The sequence below is a fragment of the Spirulina sp. 06S082 genome (assembly GCF_034932145.1).
Classification (GTDB): Bacteria; Cyanobacteriota; Cyanobacteriia; order Cyanobacteriales; family Spirulinaceae; genus CCY15215.
In genome coordinates this window covers 1-17,577 of record NZ_JAYGHV010000277.1, presented here as the reverse complement: position 1 = coordinate 17,577, position 17,577 = coordinate 1, and the positions used below count along the sequence as shown (strand labels likewise).

The 17,577-nt window shown below is 43.0% G+C and carries 15 protein-coding genes and 1 pseudogene; 7 read left to right on the top strand and 9 right to left on the bottom strand.

What is annotated here, in order from left to right:
- Positions 1–190: 190 nt before the first annotated feature.
- On the top strand, positions 191–1,171 hold the full coding sequence (locus VB714_RS16320) for a dimethylarginine dimethylaminohydrolase family protein (protein ID WP_323225700.1): 981 nt from the start codon (positions 191–193) through the stop codon (positions 1,169–1,171).
- Between the two features lie 69 nt (positions 1,172–1,240).
- Complete coding sequence (locus VB714_RS16315; protein ID WP_323225699.1) at positions 1,241–2,701, top strand: aminotransferase class I/II-fold pyridoxal phosphate-dependent enzyme; 1,461 nt, start codon at positions 1,241–1,243, stop codon at positions 2,699–2,701.
- A gap of 83 nt (positions 2,702–2,784) precedes the next feature.
- Here VB714_RS16315 and VB714_RS16310 read toward each other — a convergent pair whose 3' ends face one another.
- The 3 genes from VB714_RS16310 to dcd all read right to left on the bottom strand — a co-directional run bounded on the left by VB714_RS16310 (position 2,785) and on the right by dcd (position 4,862).
- The gene (locus tag VB714_RS16310; RefSeq protein ID WP_323225698.1) at positions 2,785–3,015 is read right to left on the bottom strand and encodes a photosystem II protein, Psb35-related; all 231 of its coding nucleotides are present in this window, start codon (positions 3,013–3,015) and stop codon (positions 2,785–2,787) included.
- Positions 3,016–3,246: 231 nt separating this feature from the next.
- Positions 3,247–4,173, bottom strand: a complete 927-nt coding sequence (locus VB714_RS16305; RefSeq protein WP_323225697.1) for a DUF1194 domain-containing protein — start codon at positions 4,171–4,173, stop codon at positions 3,247–3,249.
- Positions 4,174–4,280: 107 nt separating this feature from the next.
- Positions 4,281–4,862, bottom strand: a complete 582-nt coding sequence (dcd, locus tag VB714_RS16300; RefSeq protein WP_323225696.1) for a dCTP deaminase — start codon at positions 4,860–4,862, stop codon at positions 4,281–4,283.
- 58 nt (positions 4,863–4,920) lie between these two features.
- On the opposite strand from dcd, the gene VB714_RS16295 reads away from it, so the two are divergent.
- Positions 4,921–5,523: a molybdenum cofactor guanylyltransferase gene (locus tag VB714_RS16295; protein WP_323225695.1), complete on the top strand. Its 603-nt coding sequence runs from the start codon at positions 4,921–4,923 to the stop codon at positions 5,521–5,523.
- 2 nt (positions 5,524–5,525) lie between these two features.
- Here the strand turns inward: VB714_RS16295 and VB714_RS16290 are convergent, their stop codons facing one another.
- From VB714_RS16290 to sat, 5 genes are all read right to left on the bottom strand, one after another.
- Positions 5,526–5,720, bottom strand: coding sequence for a DUF433 domain-containing protein (locus VB714_RS16290; RefSeq protein WP_323225694.1), 195 nt, complete (start codon positions 5,718–5,720; stop codon positions 5,526–5,528).
- A gap of 18 nt (positions 5,721–5,738) precedes the next feature.
- Positions 5,739–6,050 (bottom strand): glutaredoxin 3, encoded by a 312-nt coding sequence (gene grxC / locus VB714_RS16285; protein WP_323225693.1) that lies wholly within the window; start codon positions 6,048–6,050, stop codon positions 5,739–5,741.
- A 36-nt stretch (positions 6,051–6,086) separates the two neighbouring features.
- Positions 6,087–7,019 (bottom strand): isoaspartyl peptidase/L-asparaginase, encoded by a 933-nt coding sequence (locus VB714_RS16280; protein ID WP_323225692.1) that lies wholly within the window; start codon positions 7,017–7,019, stop codon positions 6,087–6,089.
- A gap of 57 nt (positions 7,020–7,076) precedes the next feature.
- Positions 7,077–9,242: a caspase family protein gene (locus VB714_RS16275; protein ID WP_323225691.1), complete on the bottom strand. Its 2,166-nt coding sequence runs from the start codon at positions 9,240–9,242 to the stop codon at positions 7,077–7,079.
- A gap of 65 nt (positions 9,243–9,307) precedes the next feature.
- Positions 9,308–10,477 carry a sulfate adenylyltransferase gene (gene sat, locus VB714_RS16270; protein ID WP_323225690.1) on the bottom strand — a complete coding sequence of 390 codons (1,170 nt, stop codon included), beginning with the start codon at positions 10,475–10,477 and terminating at the stop codon, positions 9,308–9,310.
- Positions 10,478–10,619: 142 nt separating this feature from the next.
- Between sat and VB714_RS16265 the strand changes: the two genes are divergently transcribed.
- From VB714_RS16265 to VB714_RS16255, 3 genes are all read left to right on the top strand, one after another.
- Complete coding sequence (locus VB714_RS16265) at positions 10,620–11,243, top strand: exopolysaccharide biosynthesis protein (protein ID WP_323225689.1); 624 nt, start codon at positions 10,620–10,622, stop codon at positions 11,241–11,243.
- Positions 11,244–11,269: 26 nt separating this feature from the next.
- Positions 11,270–13,732: a pentapeptide repeat-containing protein gene (locus VB714_RS16260; RefSeq protein WP_323225688.1), complete on the top strand. Its 2,463-nt coding sequence runs from the start codon at positions 11,270–11,272 to the stop codon at positions 13,730–13,732.
- Positions 13,733–13,839: 107 nt separating this feature from the next.
- Positions 13,840–15,576: an NFACT family protein gene (locus tag VB714_RS16255; RefSeq protein WP_323225687.1), complete on the top strand. Its 1,737-nt coding sequence runs from the start codon at positions 13,840–13,842 to the stop codon at positions 15,574–15,576.
- A 104-nt stretch (positions 15,577–15,680) separates the two neighbouring features.
- Here VB714_RS16255 and corA read toward each other — a convergent pair whose 3' ends face one another.
- Positions 15,681–16,832: a magnesium/cobalt transporter CorA gene (corA, locus tag VB714_RS16250; protein ID WP_323225686.1), complete on the bottom strand. Its 1,152-nt coding sequence runs from the start codon at positions 16,830–16,832 to the stop codon at positions 15,681–15,683.
- Between the two features lie 327 nt (positions 16,833–17,159).
- Here corA and VB714_RS16245 point away from each other — a divergent pair.
- Positions 17,160–17,577: pseudogene (locus tag VB714_RS16245) on the top strand (IS200/IS605 family accessory protein TnpB-related protein); the annotation flags it as partial.

Here is a 17,577-nt window from a genome sequence, read left to right as displayed (position 1 = left end):
CAATTCAAATCTTCTTGCGAAACCAACCTACTCTCAGAGAATCAGCTAATAGTTTTGTGATTGCTCATTGTTTCTATAAAAATATTACCTAACTTTCTCGTGTGTTTTTGTAAATCCAATTGACATAAATATTGTAGCTTGATATTATGGAACTGAAGATAAATATCTCAAATCTTTGGAGAAGTAACAAATGGTAGTTAATATGGATACAAATAACTTTTGTATTTCTAATACTAAGCGTCCTTGTTTTTTAATGAGTGTACCTTTTTTTATGTCTGCTGATGTGATTAATAACAAAATCATGCAAGAAATACTCGATGCCCTCGAACCAGAAGAACGAACGATAAATATTGATCTCGCACTCTCTCAATTTCAGGAATTATATAATTTTATTTCCAAAAATGCTTTAGTTTATTTACTTCCCAGTTATCCCGATCTTCAAGATCAAACTTACGTTGCTAATTTGGGAATAGTACTTCCTCATTTATCCGAACCTACCGTTGTTATTTCTAATTATTATTCCGAAGTTCGACGCAATGAAAGTGAAGTCGGTAGAGAATTTTTTAAACTGATGAAATTTCCCAATGTGATTGATGCACCAGAATATTTTGAAGGAGAGGCAGATTTAAAATATATTCGGGATAATGTTTATTGTGGGGCTTATGGGCTTCGCACGTCTAAGAATGCTTTAGAATGGTTTGAAAAGTCTTTTGATATGAAGGTAATACCCATTCTCATGGAAGATCCTTATTTATATCACTTAGATTGTTTGCTATTGCCACTTTCTGAGGATAGCGTACTGGCCTGTACAAAAAAACTCGATCGCCAAACGCAAACAGAATTAGAAAAGTATGTTAATATTTACGATCTCGATGAGCATATTGCTTTTGTGGCTGCATCCAATGCTTTGATATTGGGTAACTATATTTTAGTGGGAACTAATTCAAAAACTCTCGAAAATAAACAGCATAAATATTATCAAAAAGAATGCGATAAACTCAGTTTTCTAGAAAAATTCTGCTCCAAATTAAACCGCGAACTTGTTTTGTTCGATTTATCAGAATTCGAGAAATCAGGAGCAGCTTTATCGTGTATGGTTATGCACTTAAACAGGAACAACTATAAAACTCTTCCAGAACAAAAGAACTGGATAGTTTCTACGATTAATTAATGTAAATTTCTCTCACAGTCCCTCTTGAGATAAGATGATCGAGAGATTCTTGAAATCCCGATTAAAATAATGGCTCTCGACCAAACAAAAACACCTCTAATCGATGCAATAAAAGCGGTTTCTCAAGAGTCGCTTTCAATTTTTTACGTTCCAGGACACAAAAGAGGACAAGGGATTTCTACTCAATTAAGCAATTGGTTAGGAAGAGAAGTATTTCGGGCAGATTTGCCAGAATTGCCGGAATTTGGTAGTTTGTTTCCTCCTCAAGGAATCATGCGAGAAGCCCAAGAACTTGCAGCAGAGGCATTTGGGGCTAGACAAACGTGGTTTTTGGCCAATGGGTCTACATCAGGAATAGTAGCGGCGATTTTGGCAACTTGCGGACAAGGAGATAAAATTATTCTGCCTCGCAATGTACATAAATCGGCAATATCGGGGCTGGTTCTTTCTGGTGCCATACCGATTTTTGTGACTCCAGAATGCGATCGCAATTTAGCAACAAGTATTACTCCCGATACTCTCCAAGCGGCATTAAAAGAGCATCCCGACGCGAAAGCTGTAATGGTGGTTTATCCCACCTATCACGGAATTTGTGGAGATTTGGGGGCGATCGCCTCCCTCGTACATGAATACAATATTCCCCTGTTAGTTGATGAAGCACATGGGGCGCATTTTGCCTTCCATCCTAATTTACCCTCGTCGGCACTGTCTTTAGGGGCTGATATTGCCGTACAGTCTACCCATAAAACGCTTGGGGCCATGACCCAGGCATCCATGTTACATTTACAAGGCGATCGCATTTCCCCCAATCGCATTACTAATGCCCTACGTTTGGTTCAGTCTACCAGTCCCAATCATATTTTATTAGCTTCCTTGGATGCTGCCCGGCATCAAATGGCAACCCAAGGAGAAGAATTATTGGAGAATGCCCTAAACTTAGCCGAAGAGGTACGCGATCGCCTTGCCAAAATCCCCAATCTTGTTATTTTTGAACCCACAAAAGCAACCCTCGATCGCACTCGTATCGCGATCGATGCAACCCAATTAGGATTAACAGGTTTTGCTGCCGATGAAATCCTATACAAAAAATTGGGGGTAACAGCAGAATTACCCGAACTACAATATGTAACTTTCGTGCTTACTTTTGGCAATACCAAAGAAGATGGCGATCGCCTCATCAAAGCCTACCAAATCCTAGACCAAAAGCATCGCCAACCCCCCATCTCCCCCATCCTCCCACCCTCCCCACACTCCCCCATCCCCCCACACTCCCCCATCCCCCCACACTCCCCCCGAGAGGCATATTTTGCCCCCACAGAAACCGTCGCTTTCGATCGCGCTGGCGATCGCATCAGTGCAGAATTAGTCTGTCCTTATCCACCTGGCATTCCCTTATTAATGCCGGGGGAAGCAATTTCTCTCTCTGTCCTCGATCGCCTACAACAATTTCGCACTTTAGGGACGACAATTAATATTGAAGGATGCAGCGATCCGACGTTAAAAACATTGAAAGTTATCGCCAAAGATTAGAACAAAAAGGGTGCAAAAAAAAGGGTGCAAATTTGCACCCTAACTATCATTCGAGATGAAAATAAATTGAAGATCGATTGAGATTAGGAATTGGCGATCGCCTTGCTACCGTAAGCATCCAAACCATAAGCGGGAATGCGATCGTTATAGTCCGTTTCGCGACCCGTGACAGTTTTCGCCGCAACTTCAAAGCCCTCAGAATTCCAATTCCGTTCGTGGATAGGCTTACTTTGTTCTCCTCGGAAATAAGCCTGGGTTCCTAAAGCGGCTGCAGCAACCCAACCGATTATTAAGAATGCAAATAAAATAGTCATAATGAACTCTCCTTGTAACTGATTGTATAGTTTTGTAACTGGTTATGTAAACTAATGTAACAATTATTTGTGGGATTGTCAAGGATATGATAAAAAATTTAGTTTGGCCTTGGAGAGGCGATCGCCTGAAACCCTGTAGCGACGTTGCCTGAAACGTCGCTACAGAAGGGATGGGAATATATCCTCAGCAAAGCAGATTTGGTAAATATTTGTATTGGCATTACTTCTCTTCTAAGCGCGATCGCCTTTCTTGAGAAAAGAACCCCCTGCACCCAGTCCAAGTAAGATTAATCCTAATGTCATGGTGGGTTCTGGTACAGATTCTGGGATCGGATCGGGATCGGGTTGAGGATCGGGATCGGGTTGAGGATCGGGATCGGGTTGAGGATCGGGATCGGGTTCTGTATTCTGAATTTCCCGCTTAATTTTTGCCTTCACTGCTGTCTCAAAATCACCAAAGTTAGCCGCAGCTTGAATAAATGTATCCTCACCACCGATCGCATAATCTTGGAAATATCCATCAAGATTGCCCACATCTGTTAAAATCGGCAAACCGTTAATTGTAATATCTTGGGCGATCGCAGCATCTCGCGCCGATGCAACTAAACCGTAACAGTTGGAACTCGTATCGTCATTATAGGTGTAGATGAAATATGTACGAGGCGCACAGTAGTCAGTTCCTGCTAAATTGGTATTTTGGCGACCATCTCCCGAAACATCGATCACTTTGCGATCGCCTTGATAATCATTTGTTAACAGCAAATTCGTAGCAGAATTAATAGCAGCCGCAATATTAGTTGCGCCATTAAAAGGACGACCTGCTGCCTCAATAGCATCAGCAAAGATATTAGCACTAATAGCATCAGTAATATGATACCAACCGATCGCGGCGGCAGTTTGACTCGACCAGTATTGCATCGTAACCGCAATTCCTTTTTCCATTGCTGTAATGGTTTCTATCAATTCGAGATCGCGAAACGCATTAGCATAGCCTTGACGTTGCAAATTAAACTCGTTATCGTCAACGCTTCCCGATACATCTACTGAGAGAACTAATTCTGTATTAACTAAGGTAAAAGCCAGAGAAGAAGAAGCCAATAAAGCATTAGTAGCAACTGCTGCGGCGGTTACTGTTAGACCTGTTAAGAAATGTTTCACGATCGTATTAATCCTCGATATCGGTGGAAGGTGTTTAAATTTGCGATTACTTCAATTTTGTCACATTATTCTGATGAAGACCACCAAGAATCAACGAAAGTTTCTCATTAAACTCGAGCCAATGTAACCTCTTCACCTTGATCTTGATATTTTCCTTGACGAGAGGAATAACTAACTTCGCAAGGTTCTCCTTTTAAAAAGAGAAGTTGCACCACTCCTTCATTCGCGTAAATCCGACAATCTGCACTCGAAGAATTAGAAAACTCTAAGGTTAAATATCCTCGCCATCCTGCTTCTGCGGGAGTTAAGTTAGCAATTAAACCCACGCGGGCATAACTCGATTTACCGATACAAAGAATTGTAATATCATCAGGAACTTTTAATTTTTCTAACGCAACCCCCAATCCATAAGAATGAGCGGGTAAAATGAAGAAACTCCCATTTTCATCTGTGTGAAGTTGTACGGGTTCTAGATTATCAGGATTAAAATTTTTCGGATCGACAACAGTTCCCGGAATATGACGAAACACTCGAAATTCTTTGGGAGAAAGACGAATATCATAACCAAAGCTACTTAAACCGAAAGAAATAACAGGTAATTCCTCAACGCGACGAATTAGATTAGACTCAAAAGGGACAATCATTCCCTGAGATGCCATCTTTTTAATCCAAGTGTCATTCTGAATCACGATTTTCTCCCGAATTTTCAAATTAATTATACCAAAAGAGTTATCTCAAGAGGGTCAAATGCAAAGAAAACTTTCTTTTAATGCGCTTATTTTAGCTGGGGGGCAAAGCTCGAGAATGGGACAAGATAAGGCATTACTTCTGGTCAATGGCATTCCTTTTATTCAACAAATTTATCATGTTGCGGCACAATGCTGCGAATCTGTTTATCTTATTTCTCCTTGGCCGGAACGATATTACTCTATTTTGGGGAATAATAGCAAGATTCATTTTTTAGCAGAATCTACGAAGGGAGAAGGTTCTCTGGTTGCATTTTTGCAAGGATTTAAGCAACTTGAAAAGCAGACTGATTGGCTTTTACTTTTAGCGTGCGATCTTCCTTTATTAAATCCAGAAATCTTACTCAACTGGTGCGAAAACTTACAGGATATTTCACCTGATATTTTAGCTTATGTTCCTCAAAGTAACAATTTTTGGGAACCGTTATGTGGTTTTTATCGCCCTGAGATTTTACCCGATTTAGAGGGTTTTATCAATTGTGGGGGACGTTCATTTCAGACTTTCTTAGAGACTGTTTCGACTTGCGCGATCGCATTAGGCGATCGCGAACAAAAAATGCTATTGAACTGCAATACCCCTAACGATCTAAAACGAATCAATTAGAACTATTGTTTAATCCAAATAAGGCAGGCTTTAATATCATTTGTAGTGAGTTCGGAAAAATCCTCTAAAATTTCTTGTTCTGTCATGCCTCCTGCAAGATATTCTAAAATATCATACACAGTAATTCGCATTCCTCGAATACAAGGTTTTCCACTTCGTTTTCCTGGTTCAATGGTAATGATATCTTGATAGTTCATAAAAAATAAGTTTACCTCTTAGGAATTGTTCATTGAGAGTAGAGTATCTAACTCTTTTTTCCCGTCTAGTTGATAGAGATCGTCGCAGCCTCCAATATGGCGATCGTTGATAAAAATTTGAGGAACACTTCTACCACCATTTGCTCGTTCTGCCATTTTATCTCGCGCTGCATTATCTCCATCAATTTTGTATTCTTTAAATTGAACCCCTTTCCACCAAAGGAGGAGTTTAGCGCGAATACAAAAGGGACAAGTTTGCCAAGTATAGATTTCTACATCGGCTTTAATTTGTTCGGGATGTCTGCCTAATAAAGAATTTAACATGGTCATTAGTAATGGGTAATGGGTTGATAATTAGCGCTTTTTTTATCCTTTATCTATGCCCACCGTCTCCTTCTCCCCCCATTCTAGAGTATCTTTAATTTCCTGACCATTATGATAGGCTGCAACTAAAAGCCCGCAGGTTTTTCCCCAGGCGATCGCCCCTGTTGCATCTAAAGAAATTGCCCCCAAATCTCGCTTGTTGGCGACACATTCCTGGATCGATCGCGACATAGATTCAGCCAGGGATAATCCATCCGTAACGCGCACTACTATTTTAGCAGCCAGACATTCATCAATAATATCCTCACCAATCCCGGTACAACTAACCCCAGCTTTAGCTGTAGCATAATTTCCCGCCGGCATAGCAGAGTCGCTGACTCGCCCAATGCGTTCAAATCCTTTCCCTCCCGTAGAAGTTCCTGCTGCTAATTTCCCGTTGCGATCGAGAGCCACTACACCAATCGTACCTCGTCCCGCTTCCTCCGACCCCGCAATAACTCCCGCCATCTTCTTCTGAAAATTATCTTTGCGTTCTTCTGTCCACTCTTTTAAGCGCAAATCCGTGAGGGTATTATAAATTGGTATTTGTAATTCTCGCAAAAGTTCGCTGGCACCAAAATCGGAAAGAACGCGATCGGATTCGGTTTGCAGAAATTTCGCTAAATCGATGGGATTCTTAAGGCGAGAAACGTTAATAGTGCCGCTAAAACGCTGATGGGTTCCATCCATCAAAGATGCACTCATGCGAACCTGTCCGTCGGATTGTAACACCGATCCGGTGCCTGCATTAAAACGCGGTTCATCCTCCAGGAGTTGACAGCCTCGAACTACGGCATCCGTGGCATTTTCGCCCTGGAGGAGGCGATCGTAAACATCTCGAACAATCTCCTGTAGAGAGTTACGAACATCCACTAAACCGCCTTTTCCTTTTAAAGAATTCCCGGCCCCACCATGAATAATTAATTTTGGTTGCATCACGAATCAATTGATAATGTTTACAAATTGTGGGGGTTTGGTCACCAAACCCCTACGTCAGACCACACGATAGACAAAACGTAAAGCTGCCCATGTTTTGACATCTAACTTATAATTGTCGTCCGAGGGTGCAAACCCACTAGCATTATGCAAATCTTGTAATAATGCCCGAGTCAATTCCATCGGCTGAGTCGCCCCAATCAATCGATTGTTTTTGTCGTTAGGTGTCGTTAGAGTGGCGAGAAATTTGCCTAAATTGTCAAAAGGCGATCGCGAACAAATCACAATCATTTCTCCGATTCCAGGGGCTGTCACGGTAAAACCATTGAGAGTTGATGCCAGTTTTGGCAGTTGCAAGACACTCCCAGGCTCGATAATGATATCTTGTAACTTGAGTTCCTTGGTATCGAGACTGGGGGAACTGTAAAAAACGAGGGGATTGCCATTGGTTTGGACCCCTAGTAAAGCAAAGTAAAGAGGGCGATCGCCTCCATTTTCGATCTCGAACTCAATGGACTCGCCCAAAGGCACAGTCAGTAATCCTTCCTCAAAACGATTATTCGCTGGTTTTTGGACGACAAAACCCCGCGTCCGACCTTCGATCCTGCGGGAAAGTTGGGGGTTCAGCACTTGTAAACTGGCTTTTACCGCGAGTTGGGACGAGGCTTCATTGACGATCGCCTGCCATAATTTAACGGCTAATAAGATGTTAAATTTGGGTGCTAATCGTTCGACGGCTGCTTTAATCGCTTCGTCACTTTTGCCTAGGGTATTGGGTAGAGAAACATAGCCGGAAGAAAATAATCCGTATCCTTGAGGAAGAGATTGTTTGGCATCAAGAGTAGGGGAAAGGGGACTATTCGCACGACTAAAGAGACAATCTGCCGCTTTTTCCCCCGCCGTTACCACCGCAGAAACCGTAGAAATATTGCCAAAAGCGCTGGTTGCGTCTACTCGTTCGATCCGACTAAGTTTCGTGTCTAAGGCCACAATTAAGCCAATTTTTCGCGAGAGAACCCGCAGGGATTCTTCTACGAGTTGACCTGGAAAAAGAGAGTTTTCTGGGTTTTCTAACTTATTAACCCGTTCTGCTTTAACCGTTAACCCCGATCGCGAGATGACTTTTAAGGCGATCGCGCCAGGTTCTGGGGTTACAAATTGGGAGTTGACCCCATTGTTTTGTAAGGCGACAATGGGTAATCCTGGCAGATGGAGAGAAACCGCATTATTTTGGCTGTCAACGGTGGTAATGAATCCTTCTGAACCTAGAGGGGATTCCGGTTGGCTAAAATAAGCCAATGCGGTCGCCTCTTGGCTTTGGGAACCCAACTTTTGCGGGCGCTGAGTGCCAATTCCTTGCATTTGCGACGCACTGCGATTAAAGACAGTTTGCATGGTCGCGGGGGATGTTGCTTGCCAGAGGGCTTGTACGAGGGCATAGGTAAACAATCCCGCACTAAACCCGTCCCAGGCAACTTCGATCGCGTTTTCTCCTTCTCGGGCAGCTTGTAAGAGAATGCCTGGAATTTTGAGGTTTTGACCCAAGAGGCGATCGAGGGTTTTTTCCTTTTCTCTGCCTGTTTCTAGCAAGGTGAGTGCTGTCTGGGGGGTAAATTTAACCACAGCTTGAGAAGTGGATCGCGATCGCGAGTTTCCTTGTGGATTGTCTGCTTTCCCGACATAACTGGTATCGAGTACCATGGTCAGATTTGTCGTGGCTAGCGAATGCCCCCATAAAATCAAGATTTCTTCTAAAATCCCTTCTTCCCCCAATTTCCCCCCTGCAGTCAGCAAGCAGTTCGCAAGATTTGCCTCTGAAGGAGAAAGTTTAACCTTACCTCCACAGCCACTAAAGTGAAATAAAACACTATCTCCGGCTTTGGCTTGGGGAAGCAAAAATTCTGCAAATGCGGCCTCGATATTTTCTCGGGTTGCTTTCGCGTCAGTTAGGACGAGAATATCTTGCGGGTTAAAGCCAAAGCGGTGAATTAATAATTCCTGTTGCAGTTCCACATCCGTCCCGCATCCTTGCAGGATGTTCTGCGTACCATAGCGATTGATGCCCACCAATAAGGCTAATTTTCGCCCTTTGGATTGGGCGAGGGCTTGGAAATGAGAAGCAATCCCTAAAGGAGTTAGGCGATCGCCTCCCCCCGCACCCATTCCCGTTGCGAGGAAGGCTAGTCCAGCACCTTGCAAAAAAGTTCGCCGATCCAATCCCATACCCGTTAGCTCTGAAATTTCCGTTCCTAGCCTAGCAGGTTTTCGGGAGCTATTACTGGTTTAATTCAGCTTTTTGCCTGCATCGCCCGAGATAGTTCTGCGGCCACTTCGGGACGAGAAAATTGCGGCGGGGGCAATTCTCCTCGTCGTAACATTTCTCGCACTTTTGTTCCGGAAAGGTGAACTCGCTCTTCCGGCTTGCTGGGGCTGGTTTTGGTGGTGGCCATCTGTTGAGTGCGAGTACAATAAAAGGCGTGTTCAAATTTCATCGGTTGAATGCCCATTTCCCCAGGTTCAAACTTATCAAAAATATGTTGAGCGTCGTAGGTGCCATAATAGTCGCCAACTCCGGCATGATCGCGACCGACGATAAAATGGGTACAGCCATAGTTTTTACGCACGATGGCATGAAAAATGGCTTCTCTTGGACCGGCATAGCGCATGGCAGAAGGGTTAATGGCTAAAATAACCCGATTTTGCGGGAAGTAGTGTTCCATCATGATTTCATAACAACGCATTCGCACATCGGCGGGGATATCGTCGCTTTTGGTTGCACCGACGAGGGGATGTAGGAATAGTCCGTCAACGGTTTCCAGGGCGCATTTTTGGATATATTCGTGGGCGCGGTGGATGGGGTTGCGGGTTTGAAAGCCGACAACGGTTTTCCAGCCTCGTTCTTTAAATTGGGCGCGAGAGGCGGCGGGATCGATTTGGTATTTGGGGAAGAGGGGATGATCTTCCCGTTGCAATAACCAAACGGGACCGGCTAAGTTGACTTCTCCTTGGTCGTAAATTACTTTGACTCCAGGGTGTTTGGCTTCGTCGGTTTTGTAGACGTTGATGGCTTCGTGAGCCTTACTGTAGCGATATTTTTGCGTTAATTCTAAAATACCGACAAAACGACCTTGTTTATCGTCTAGCCTAATCCAAGTTCCTTCTTTAAGAGAATGGGACGTTTCTTCGCTAACGGAAAGGGTGACAGGAATTGACCAAGGTAAGCCGTTAGCGAGGCGCATATCGGTGACAACGGTTTCGTAGTCTTTGGATTCCATGAAACCGATGAGGGGACTAAATCCGCCGATCGCAATCATTTCGAGGTCGGAAAGGGCGCGATCGTCGAGTTGAAGGCGAAGGAGGCGATCGCCTTGTGCTAAAAACTCTTGTCTTTCGGCATCTGTAGCAATACGGTTAATCAAATGACCGCCGTGAGGAGGAATTTCTTGGGGAATACTCATAAAATACTGCACATTTTCCAATTGCTTTTGCAGGTTAATTTTATCAGGTCGGAGATCCCCCCCCTTGGATTTCCGGCTGTAATTCCAAGGAGGCGATCGCAAAAGGCTGTATAGTAAATGGACAAAATTTCCTTGAACCTACATGGCTACACTGTCCACTGAACTCAATCGTTACTTCTTTGAGGAAGACCGCAAACCTGAAGTGAAACTCGGGGATATCCTGGCGATCGCCGGAGAAAGAACTTTTGGTTTCTTATTTGTTCTCTTGGCACTTCCTTCGGCTTTACCCATTCCCGCACCTGGTTATTCTACTCCTTTTGGGTTTCTGATTTTCATTTTAGCGGTTCAGTTCATTATCGGCTCAAAACAGCCTTGGTTTCCCGCTCAAGTGTCTAATGCTACGATTAAGGTGGAGACGGCCAGATCGGTTCTTAAAAAAGGACTTCCTTGGTTACGAAGATTGGAGAAAATTACCAAACCTCGTCTTGTTTTTGTTTGTACTCGCTTACCTGGCAGAATTGTGGTGGGAAGCACGATCGCCTTGATGGCAATTTCGATGATGATTATTATCCCAGGTACGAATACTTTACCGGCAATGGGTATCTTTTTGACGGGCTTGGGATTAGTTGAAGATGATGGTTTAATTGCTTTGAGTGGCGCAGTATTTTCCCTATTGGTTGCGGCTTTAATGGTTTCTGTTATCGTCGCTGTTATTTATGGCGGTAGCAGTCTGATCGATCTGATCAAAGAGTTAATTAAAGGATAAGGCGATGCTGGGAATTTCCCGCGCTTATGGTAATGGTCAACAGTGCCTATTTTATTGAAACAGAACCTCTGGAAAAAGCTGGGGAAGCTGGGGAAAAATTAGTTTGGAATGCTGTGCGAGGGGCATTTTCTCAACAAGAATGTCTCGGTTATTGGCGCTATCCTATCTTTTCTCAACAGGGGAAGTATCGCAAAGAACCTGATATTTTGCTTGCCGATCGCCAGTTGGGTTTAATCATTATTGAAGTTAAATCCATTGCGATCGCGCAAATCCTAAATATTTCTGGGCATCAATGGGAATACCAGAATTATTATACCCCAACGGGAAACCCTTATCAGCAAGCAGAGAACCAACTTTTTACTTTACTGGAATATTGCGATCGCGAACCCCTTCTCAAAAACAAGGTGATGGGACGCGCTTTAATTGCTTTACCCTTAATTACTGAGTCGGAATGGCAAAAGCGAGGCTTTCACCAACTCCCTAGCAATCCCCCTATTTTATTTAAAAATAATTTACAAAATAATCTACAAAATAAGCATGATATTCTGGCTGCGATCGCGGCTATTTCTTCTCTGAGAACTAAACCTAAACTCAACCAAGAACAATGGAAACTACTCCTTTCTATTTTAGCAGGAACTCCCCTTTATTGCAAGCAAAATTATCCTATTTTTAGCAAAAAACAAAATCGCGGTCAAGCCCTAATTAAGCTCAAAGAATGGGTCTCTGAAGTGGATATGCAACAGGAAAGAATTGCCAAACAAATTCCGCCTGGATGTCAGCGCATTCGCGGCATTGCTGGCTCAGGAAAAAGTGTGATTCTCTGTCAAAAAGCAGCACATATTCACCTCAAATATCCTCAATGGAAAATTGCTCTTGTTTTCTTCTCCCGCAGTCTCTATCAACCCATTCTTGAACAACTCGATCGCTGGCTGCGCTATTTCAGTAACGATGAAGTAAATTACGATCCTAAAAATCGTAACTTACTCATTCTTCACGCTTGGGGATCGCGTAAACAACCAGGGTTTTACAGTACCTTAGCTTGGGAATCAGGAGTTCCCAGTTTAAGCGCCAATCAAACCGAAAGCAAGCAACCCAATGAAGCCTTAGCAGAAGCCTGCATTCACTTATTAAAAGAGGCAGCTATCCCGCAACTTTTTGATGCAATTCTCATTGATGAAGGACAAGATTTAATCAGCGATCGCAATAAATTTGAAGATAAACAACCCTTCTATTGGTTAGCTTATCAATCTTTGCGACCAACAGATCCAATCCACCCTCAAAAAAGGCGATTAATTTGGGCTTATGATGAGGCACAAAGTTTAGAAAGTTTGCGAATTCCCAGTGCAAGCGAACTCTTCGGAGAAGACTTGGGACATTTGGTAACAGGACGCTATTTAGGAGGCATTAAAAAGAGCGAAATTCTCTGCAAATGTTATAGAATACCCCACTTAATTTTAACTGCCGCTCATGGGATTGCAATGGGGTTATTGCGCCCTCAAGGAATGCTAACAGGAGCAACAAGAAAGGAAGAATGGCAGGCGATCGGTTATGAAGTCACAGGTAAGTTTTATCCTCAACAAAAAATCACCTTACATCGTCCCCCAGAAAACTCTCCTAATCCTATTGCTAAATTTTGGCAAGGGGCTAATATTGAATTCCAAATTTTCCGCGATCGCCAGCAAGAACTTTCCCATCTTGCTCATAATCTCATTCATAATTTAAGATACGATCATTTGCGTCCCAGTCAACAAATTTTAGTGATTGTATTAGGACAATTTTTCGAGGCGACCCAATTAGAAACCCATGTTGCTAATTTTTTAATGCAGCAAGGATTGGATATTTATATTCCCAGTACCTCCGATTGTAATATCCTCAAAAGCGATCGCCATAATTATCATCCCGATCGCTTTTGGTGGGAAGGTGCAATCACTGTTTCTCGCATTCATCGCGCCAAGGGACATGAAGCAGATATGGTGTATATTATTGGTTTGGATGGAATTGCTAAAAATGAAAGTAATATAGCATTACGAAATCAATTATTTGTGGCTTTAACCCGAACTCGGGCCTGGGTCAACTTAAGCGGTATTGGTTCGTATCCTTTTTATGAAGAATTCCGCCAGGTTTTACGCTGTGGAGATACCTTTAATTTCACTTATAAACGTCCTCCTCAACGGGAACTTAGTGTCACCGATGCAGGAGAATTATTAGAACGTTATCGGTTAGGAAGGCGCAATTTTCGTAATGCCGATCTAGAAAATATTCAACTTCCCAATGCTTGTTTAAAAAATGTGAATTTGATCGGTGCAAATTTACGGGGGGCGAACTTAGAAAACACCGATCTAGAGGGGGCAAAATTGATTGCGGCTGATTTAACAGGAGCTATTTTAAAAGGGGCTAATTTGCACAAAACCAAATTAATGCAAGCAAACCTAACCAGGGTTGATTTTCAAGATGTTGATTTATCTTCGGTTATTCTAGAAATTGAATGATAACATAGCATAAATCTCCATTTTTAAGACTTCCGGATTCTCCTCCTTGCCGATCGAGAGGAGTTGGAGAGGATGTCAACCCCTTGGATTTAGCACTAAAATCCCTTATGCAACCCGTAGACTTTACCACTCTCACCGCCGTTTGTGCGGACTTGCGATCGCGTTGGATTCCCGCGCGAGTCGAACAAGTTTATCAGCGCGACGTGCAGACCATTTTCCTCGCTTTGAGAACCTTACACAAGAAAGGATGGCTGACGATTTGCTGGCATCCTCAAGCGGCGCGAATTTGCTTGGGAAGTGCGCCTCCCCGCGATCGCGATACCTTCACCTTTAGCGACCAATTACGACATCAATTAAAGGGATTAGCGTTAACGGCGATCGCCCCTATTGCCCCTTGGGAAAGGGTTATAGACCTACAATTTGCTCAACGTCCCGAGGATGAACCTTTGTGGCATCTTTATGTGGAAGTGATGGGGAAATATAGTAATGCGATTTTGACTGATGGAGGCGATCGCATTGTCACAGTAGCGCATCAAGTCGGTGCAAAACAATCGCGGGTCCGCACGGTGCAAACAGGACAGCCTTATGAATTTCCTCCCTCACTTCTAGGAGATATTCCCAGTTTAGAGGAAACCCAAGAACGATGGCAAGAAAGAGTTAGTCTTGTACCGGGGGCGATCGGCAAACAACTTTTGAAAACTTATCGCGGCTTGAGTCCAACTGTAGTAAATTTAATGATAGAGTCGGCTAATTTAACCACAGAGCGATCGACGCAGGATTTGAGTGGGGAAGAATGGGAGAAATTGTTTCAGTCTTGGCAAGAATGGTTGCAGGCGATCGCGACGGGGAATTTCACTCCAGGATGGACGAAAACGGGTTACACTGTCCTGCCTTGGGGACTGGTAAAACCCGAAAAAGACGTACAGATTTTATTGGATATTTACTATAGCAATGCTTGGAATCGGCAGCAATTTCAACAGTTACAGCACCAAATTCTGCAAAAACTCAAGAATGTAGGCAAGAAATTAACCCATAAAGCACAAGGATTTCGCGATCGCCTCGCACAGTCCAAAGATGCAGACAAGTATCGCACCCATGCAGATTTACTGATGGCTTATCTCCATGAATGGAAACCGGGTATGCAGTCGATCTCCCTGACGGATTTCGAGACAGGACAACCCGTAAAAATTCCCCTCAACCCTGAAAAAAATGCCGTGCAGAATGCCCAAATTCTATACAAAAAGCATCAAAAACTCAAACGTGCGAAGGATGCCATCAAACCATTTTTGCAAGAAGTCGAGACAGAAATTCAGTATCTAGAACAAGTAGAAGCCGCTTTAAGTCAGTTGGAACATTATAAAAATGTAGAGGATTTGCCAACCCTAAGAGAAATTCGGGAAGAATTGGTACAACAGGGATATTTCGAGGCAGGAAAGGGCAGCGATCGCGCTGTGGTGAAAGAATCTCAACCCTATTGTTACCCCACACCATCAGGATTTGAAGTTTGGATCGGGCGCAATAATCGTCAGAACGATCGCCTGTCCTTTCGCATTGCAGGAGATTACGATCTTTGGTTTCATGCCCAAGAAATCGCCGGAAGTCACGTTTTATTGCGCTTGACACCGGGAGCCGTTGCAGAGGATATAGATGTACAATTCGCGGCGGATTTTGCCGCTTACTACAGTCGAGGACGGCAAAGCGATCGGGTTCCCGTGGTCTATACTGAACCCAAATTCGTCTATAAACCCAAGGGAGCAAAACCGGGAATTGCCATCTATAAACGAGAGCAAGTTATTTGGGGGCGATCGCACAAAGCGCAGGAATATCTCAATGAGGGCAAATAACCCCCACATTGTTAATTTTTATATAGCGCTATCTCCTTCCTCGAACTTCGACTTGCTCGCTGTTTTTACAAAACTTAAATGCCCGTACATTTTTGCTAACAAAATTAGCGTTTTTTCTCTTTACGAATGAAGTAAAAACCATCAAACCAACCTCGCCGCCAAAAAAAGATAATCAAGGCGATCGCAATCAAAATCATAATTCCCCAAATGGTTGCATAACCCCATTTCCAATCCAGTTCTGGCATAACTTTAAAATTCATGCCATAAACGCCAACAATGAAGGTTAAAGGAATAAAAATAGTCGAAATAATGGTCAATAAATTCACGACTTCATTGACCTTATTATTCACCGCAGACATATAAACGTCCATCAAACTCGAAGATAATTCTCGATAAGTTTCTACGATATCCAATAATTGAATGATGTGATCGTAACAATCGCGGAAATAAACCTGTACTTCGGGACTAATTAAAGAAGTATCTTCGCGGATTAACGCATTAATTGTACTCCTTAAAGGCCAAATTGCTCGTCTCAAGGCTAACAATTCTCGGCGTACATCGTAAATATCTTCCAGTATTGCCCGTTGAGGATTTTTCAGTACTTCATCTTCTAAAATATCGATACGTTCTCCATAATCTTCCAAAACGGGGAAAAAATTATCGATCACTGCATCCAATAATAAATAAGCTAGATAATCAGCACCCAATTGACAGACTTTACCTGTATTACTCCGAATGCGCGATCGCACGGGTTCAAAACAATCTCGAGTTGGTTCTTCTTGAAAAGTAATTAAATAGTGTTGTCCTAAAACAAATCCCACCTGTTCGTTAAAAAAACCCTCTTTACCTGGATTGGGAAGTACCATTTGGACAATAATCAAAAGCTGTTCCTTGTAATCCTCCATTTTCGGTCTTTGGGGAACATTAACTACATCTTCTAAGACAAGAGGATGGAGTTGGCAGATTTGTCCGATTTGTTGTAAGATATTTTCCGTTCCTAAACCTTGTACGTCAAACCAAGAAACAGATTTCGTGTCCAAATAGGGAATGCAATCTTGGGGGGAGATATCCGTCAGGCGAGTGGCGCGATCGCTGTTATAGTCAATGAGAACGATTTGGGTGGGAAGGGCATCTGGGTCGATATTGAGGGTCCCTGGTTCGCTTCCAGGGCGATCGAAGTAATAATCGAAATAATCCTCTTCTTCCTCTAGCATCGGGTCATCCTGTTGGTTTTCTTGTTTTGGCGATCGCGTCATAATGTCTCCTTCTGTTGAACAAAATGTCGAGCGCAGTCCCGACCCATAATCTTTGATTTGGGTAGGGTTAGCGAGACCAGCAAAGGAAATCGCGAAGCGTCTATATTCTATATTCTATATGAGGAAGGGTTTTCAGTGTCTGGAAATTAGGTATATTTTTTTGAGAACTGCATTGACGAGTAAACATCAATTTAATAGAATAGAAATGCGGGTAAAAAGACGATTAAGCAAGTGAGCCGACGAAAAGCCAAAAGCAAAACTAAATCGAGAGAAATCATCAGAACAGACGTTTGGGACTTATCAGCATCCCCAGAGCAAAAGCGTCTGATGGTTTTGACGATTGAGGAGTATCGTCGGTATCTCAAACCTTTAGTATTAATCGTGAATGCCCAATGGTCAAAACTAGCAGAATTAACAACAAAAGAGCGAGTAAATGCCATAGAAAAAGCCATTCATCAAACCACAAAAAATCCCGAACCCAAGCACCGATATTTTCAATCGGTGGTGCAAAAATATCCCTCATTCCGAAAATTCCCCAGTTATTTAAGAAGAGCAGGGATAGCCGATGCCATTGGTATAGTGTCAAGTTTCCAAACAAGATATAGAGCATGGCAATCAGGAGAGAGAAAACATCGCTTTTGCCAACCGCCAAAACTGACAGCAATGTGCAAAAGTTACCCCTCATTGTACAAAGGTCAACAGATTCGTTATGGAGAAAAATATCGCACAATTCAAATCAAAATCT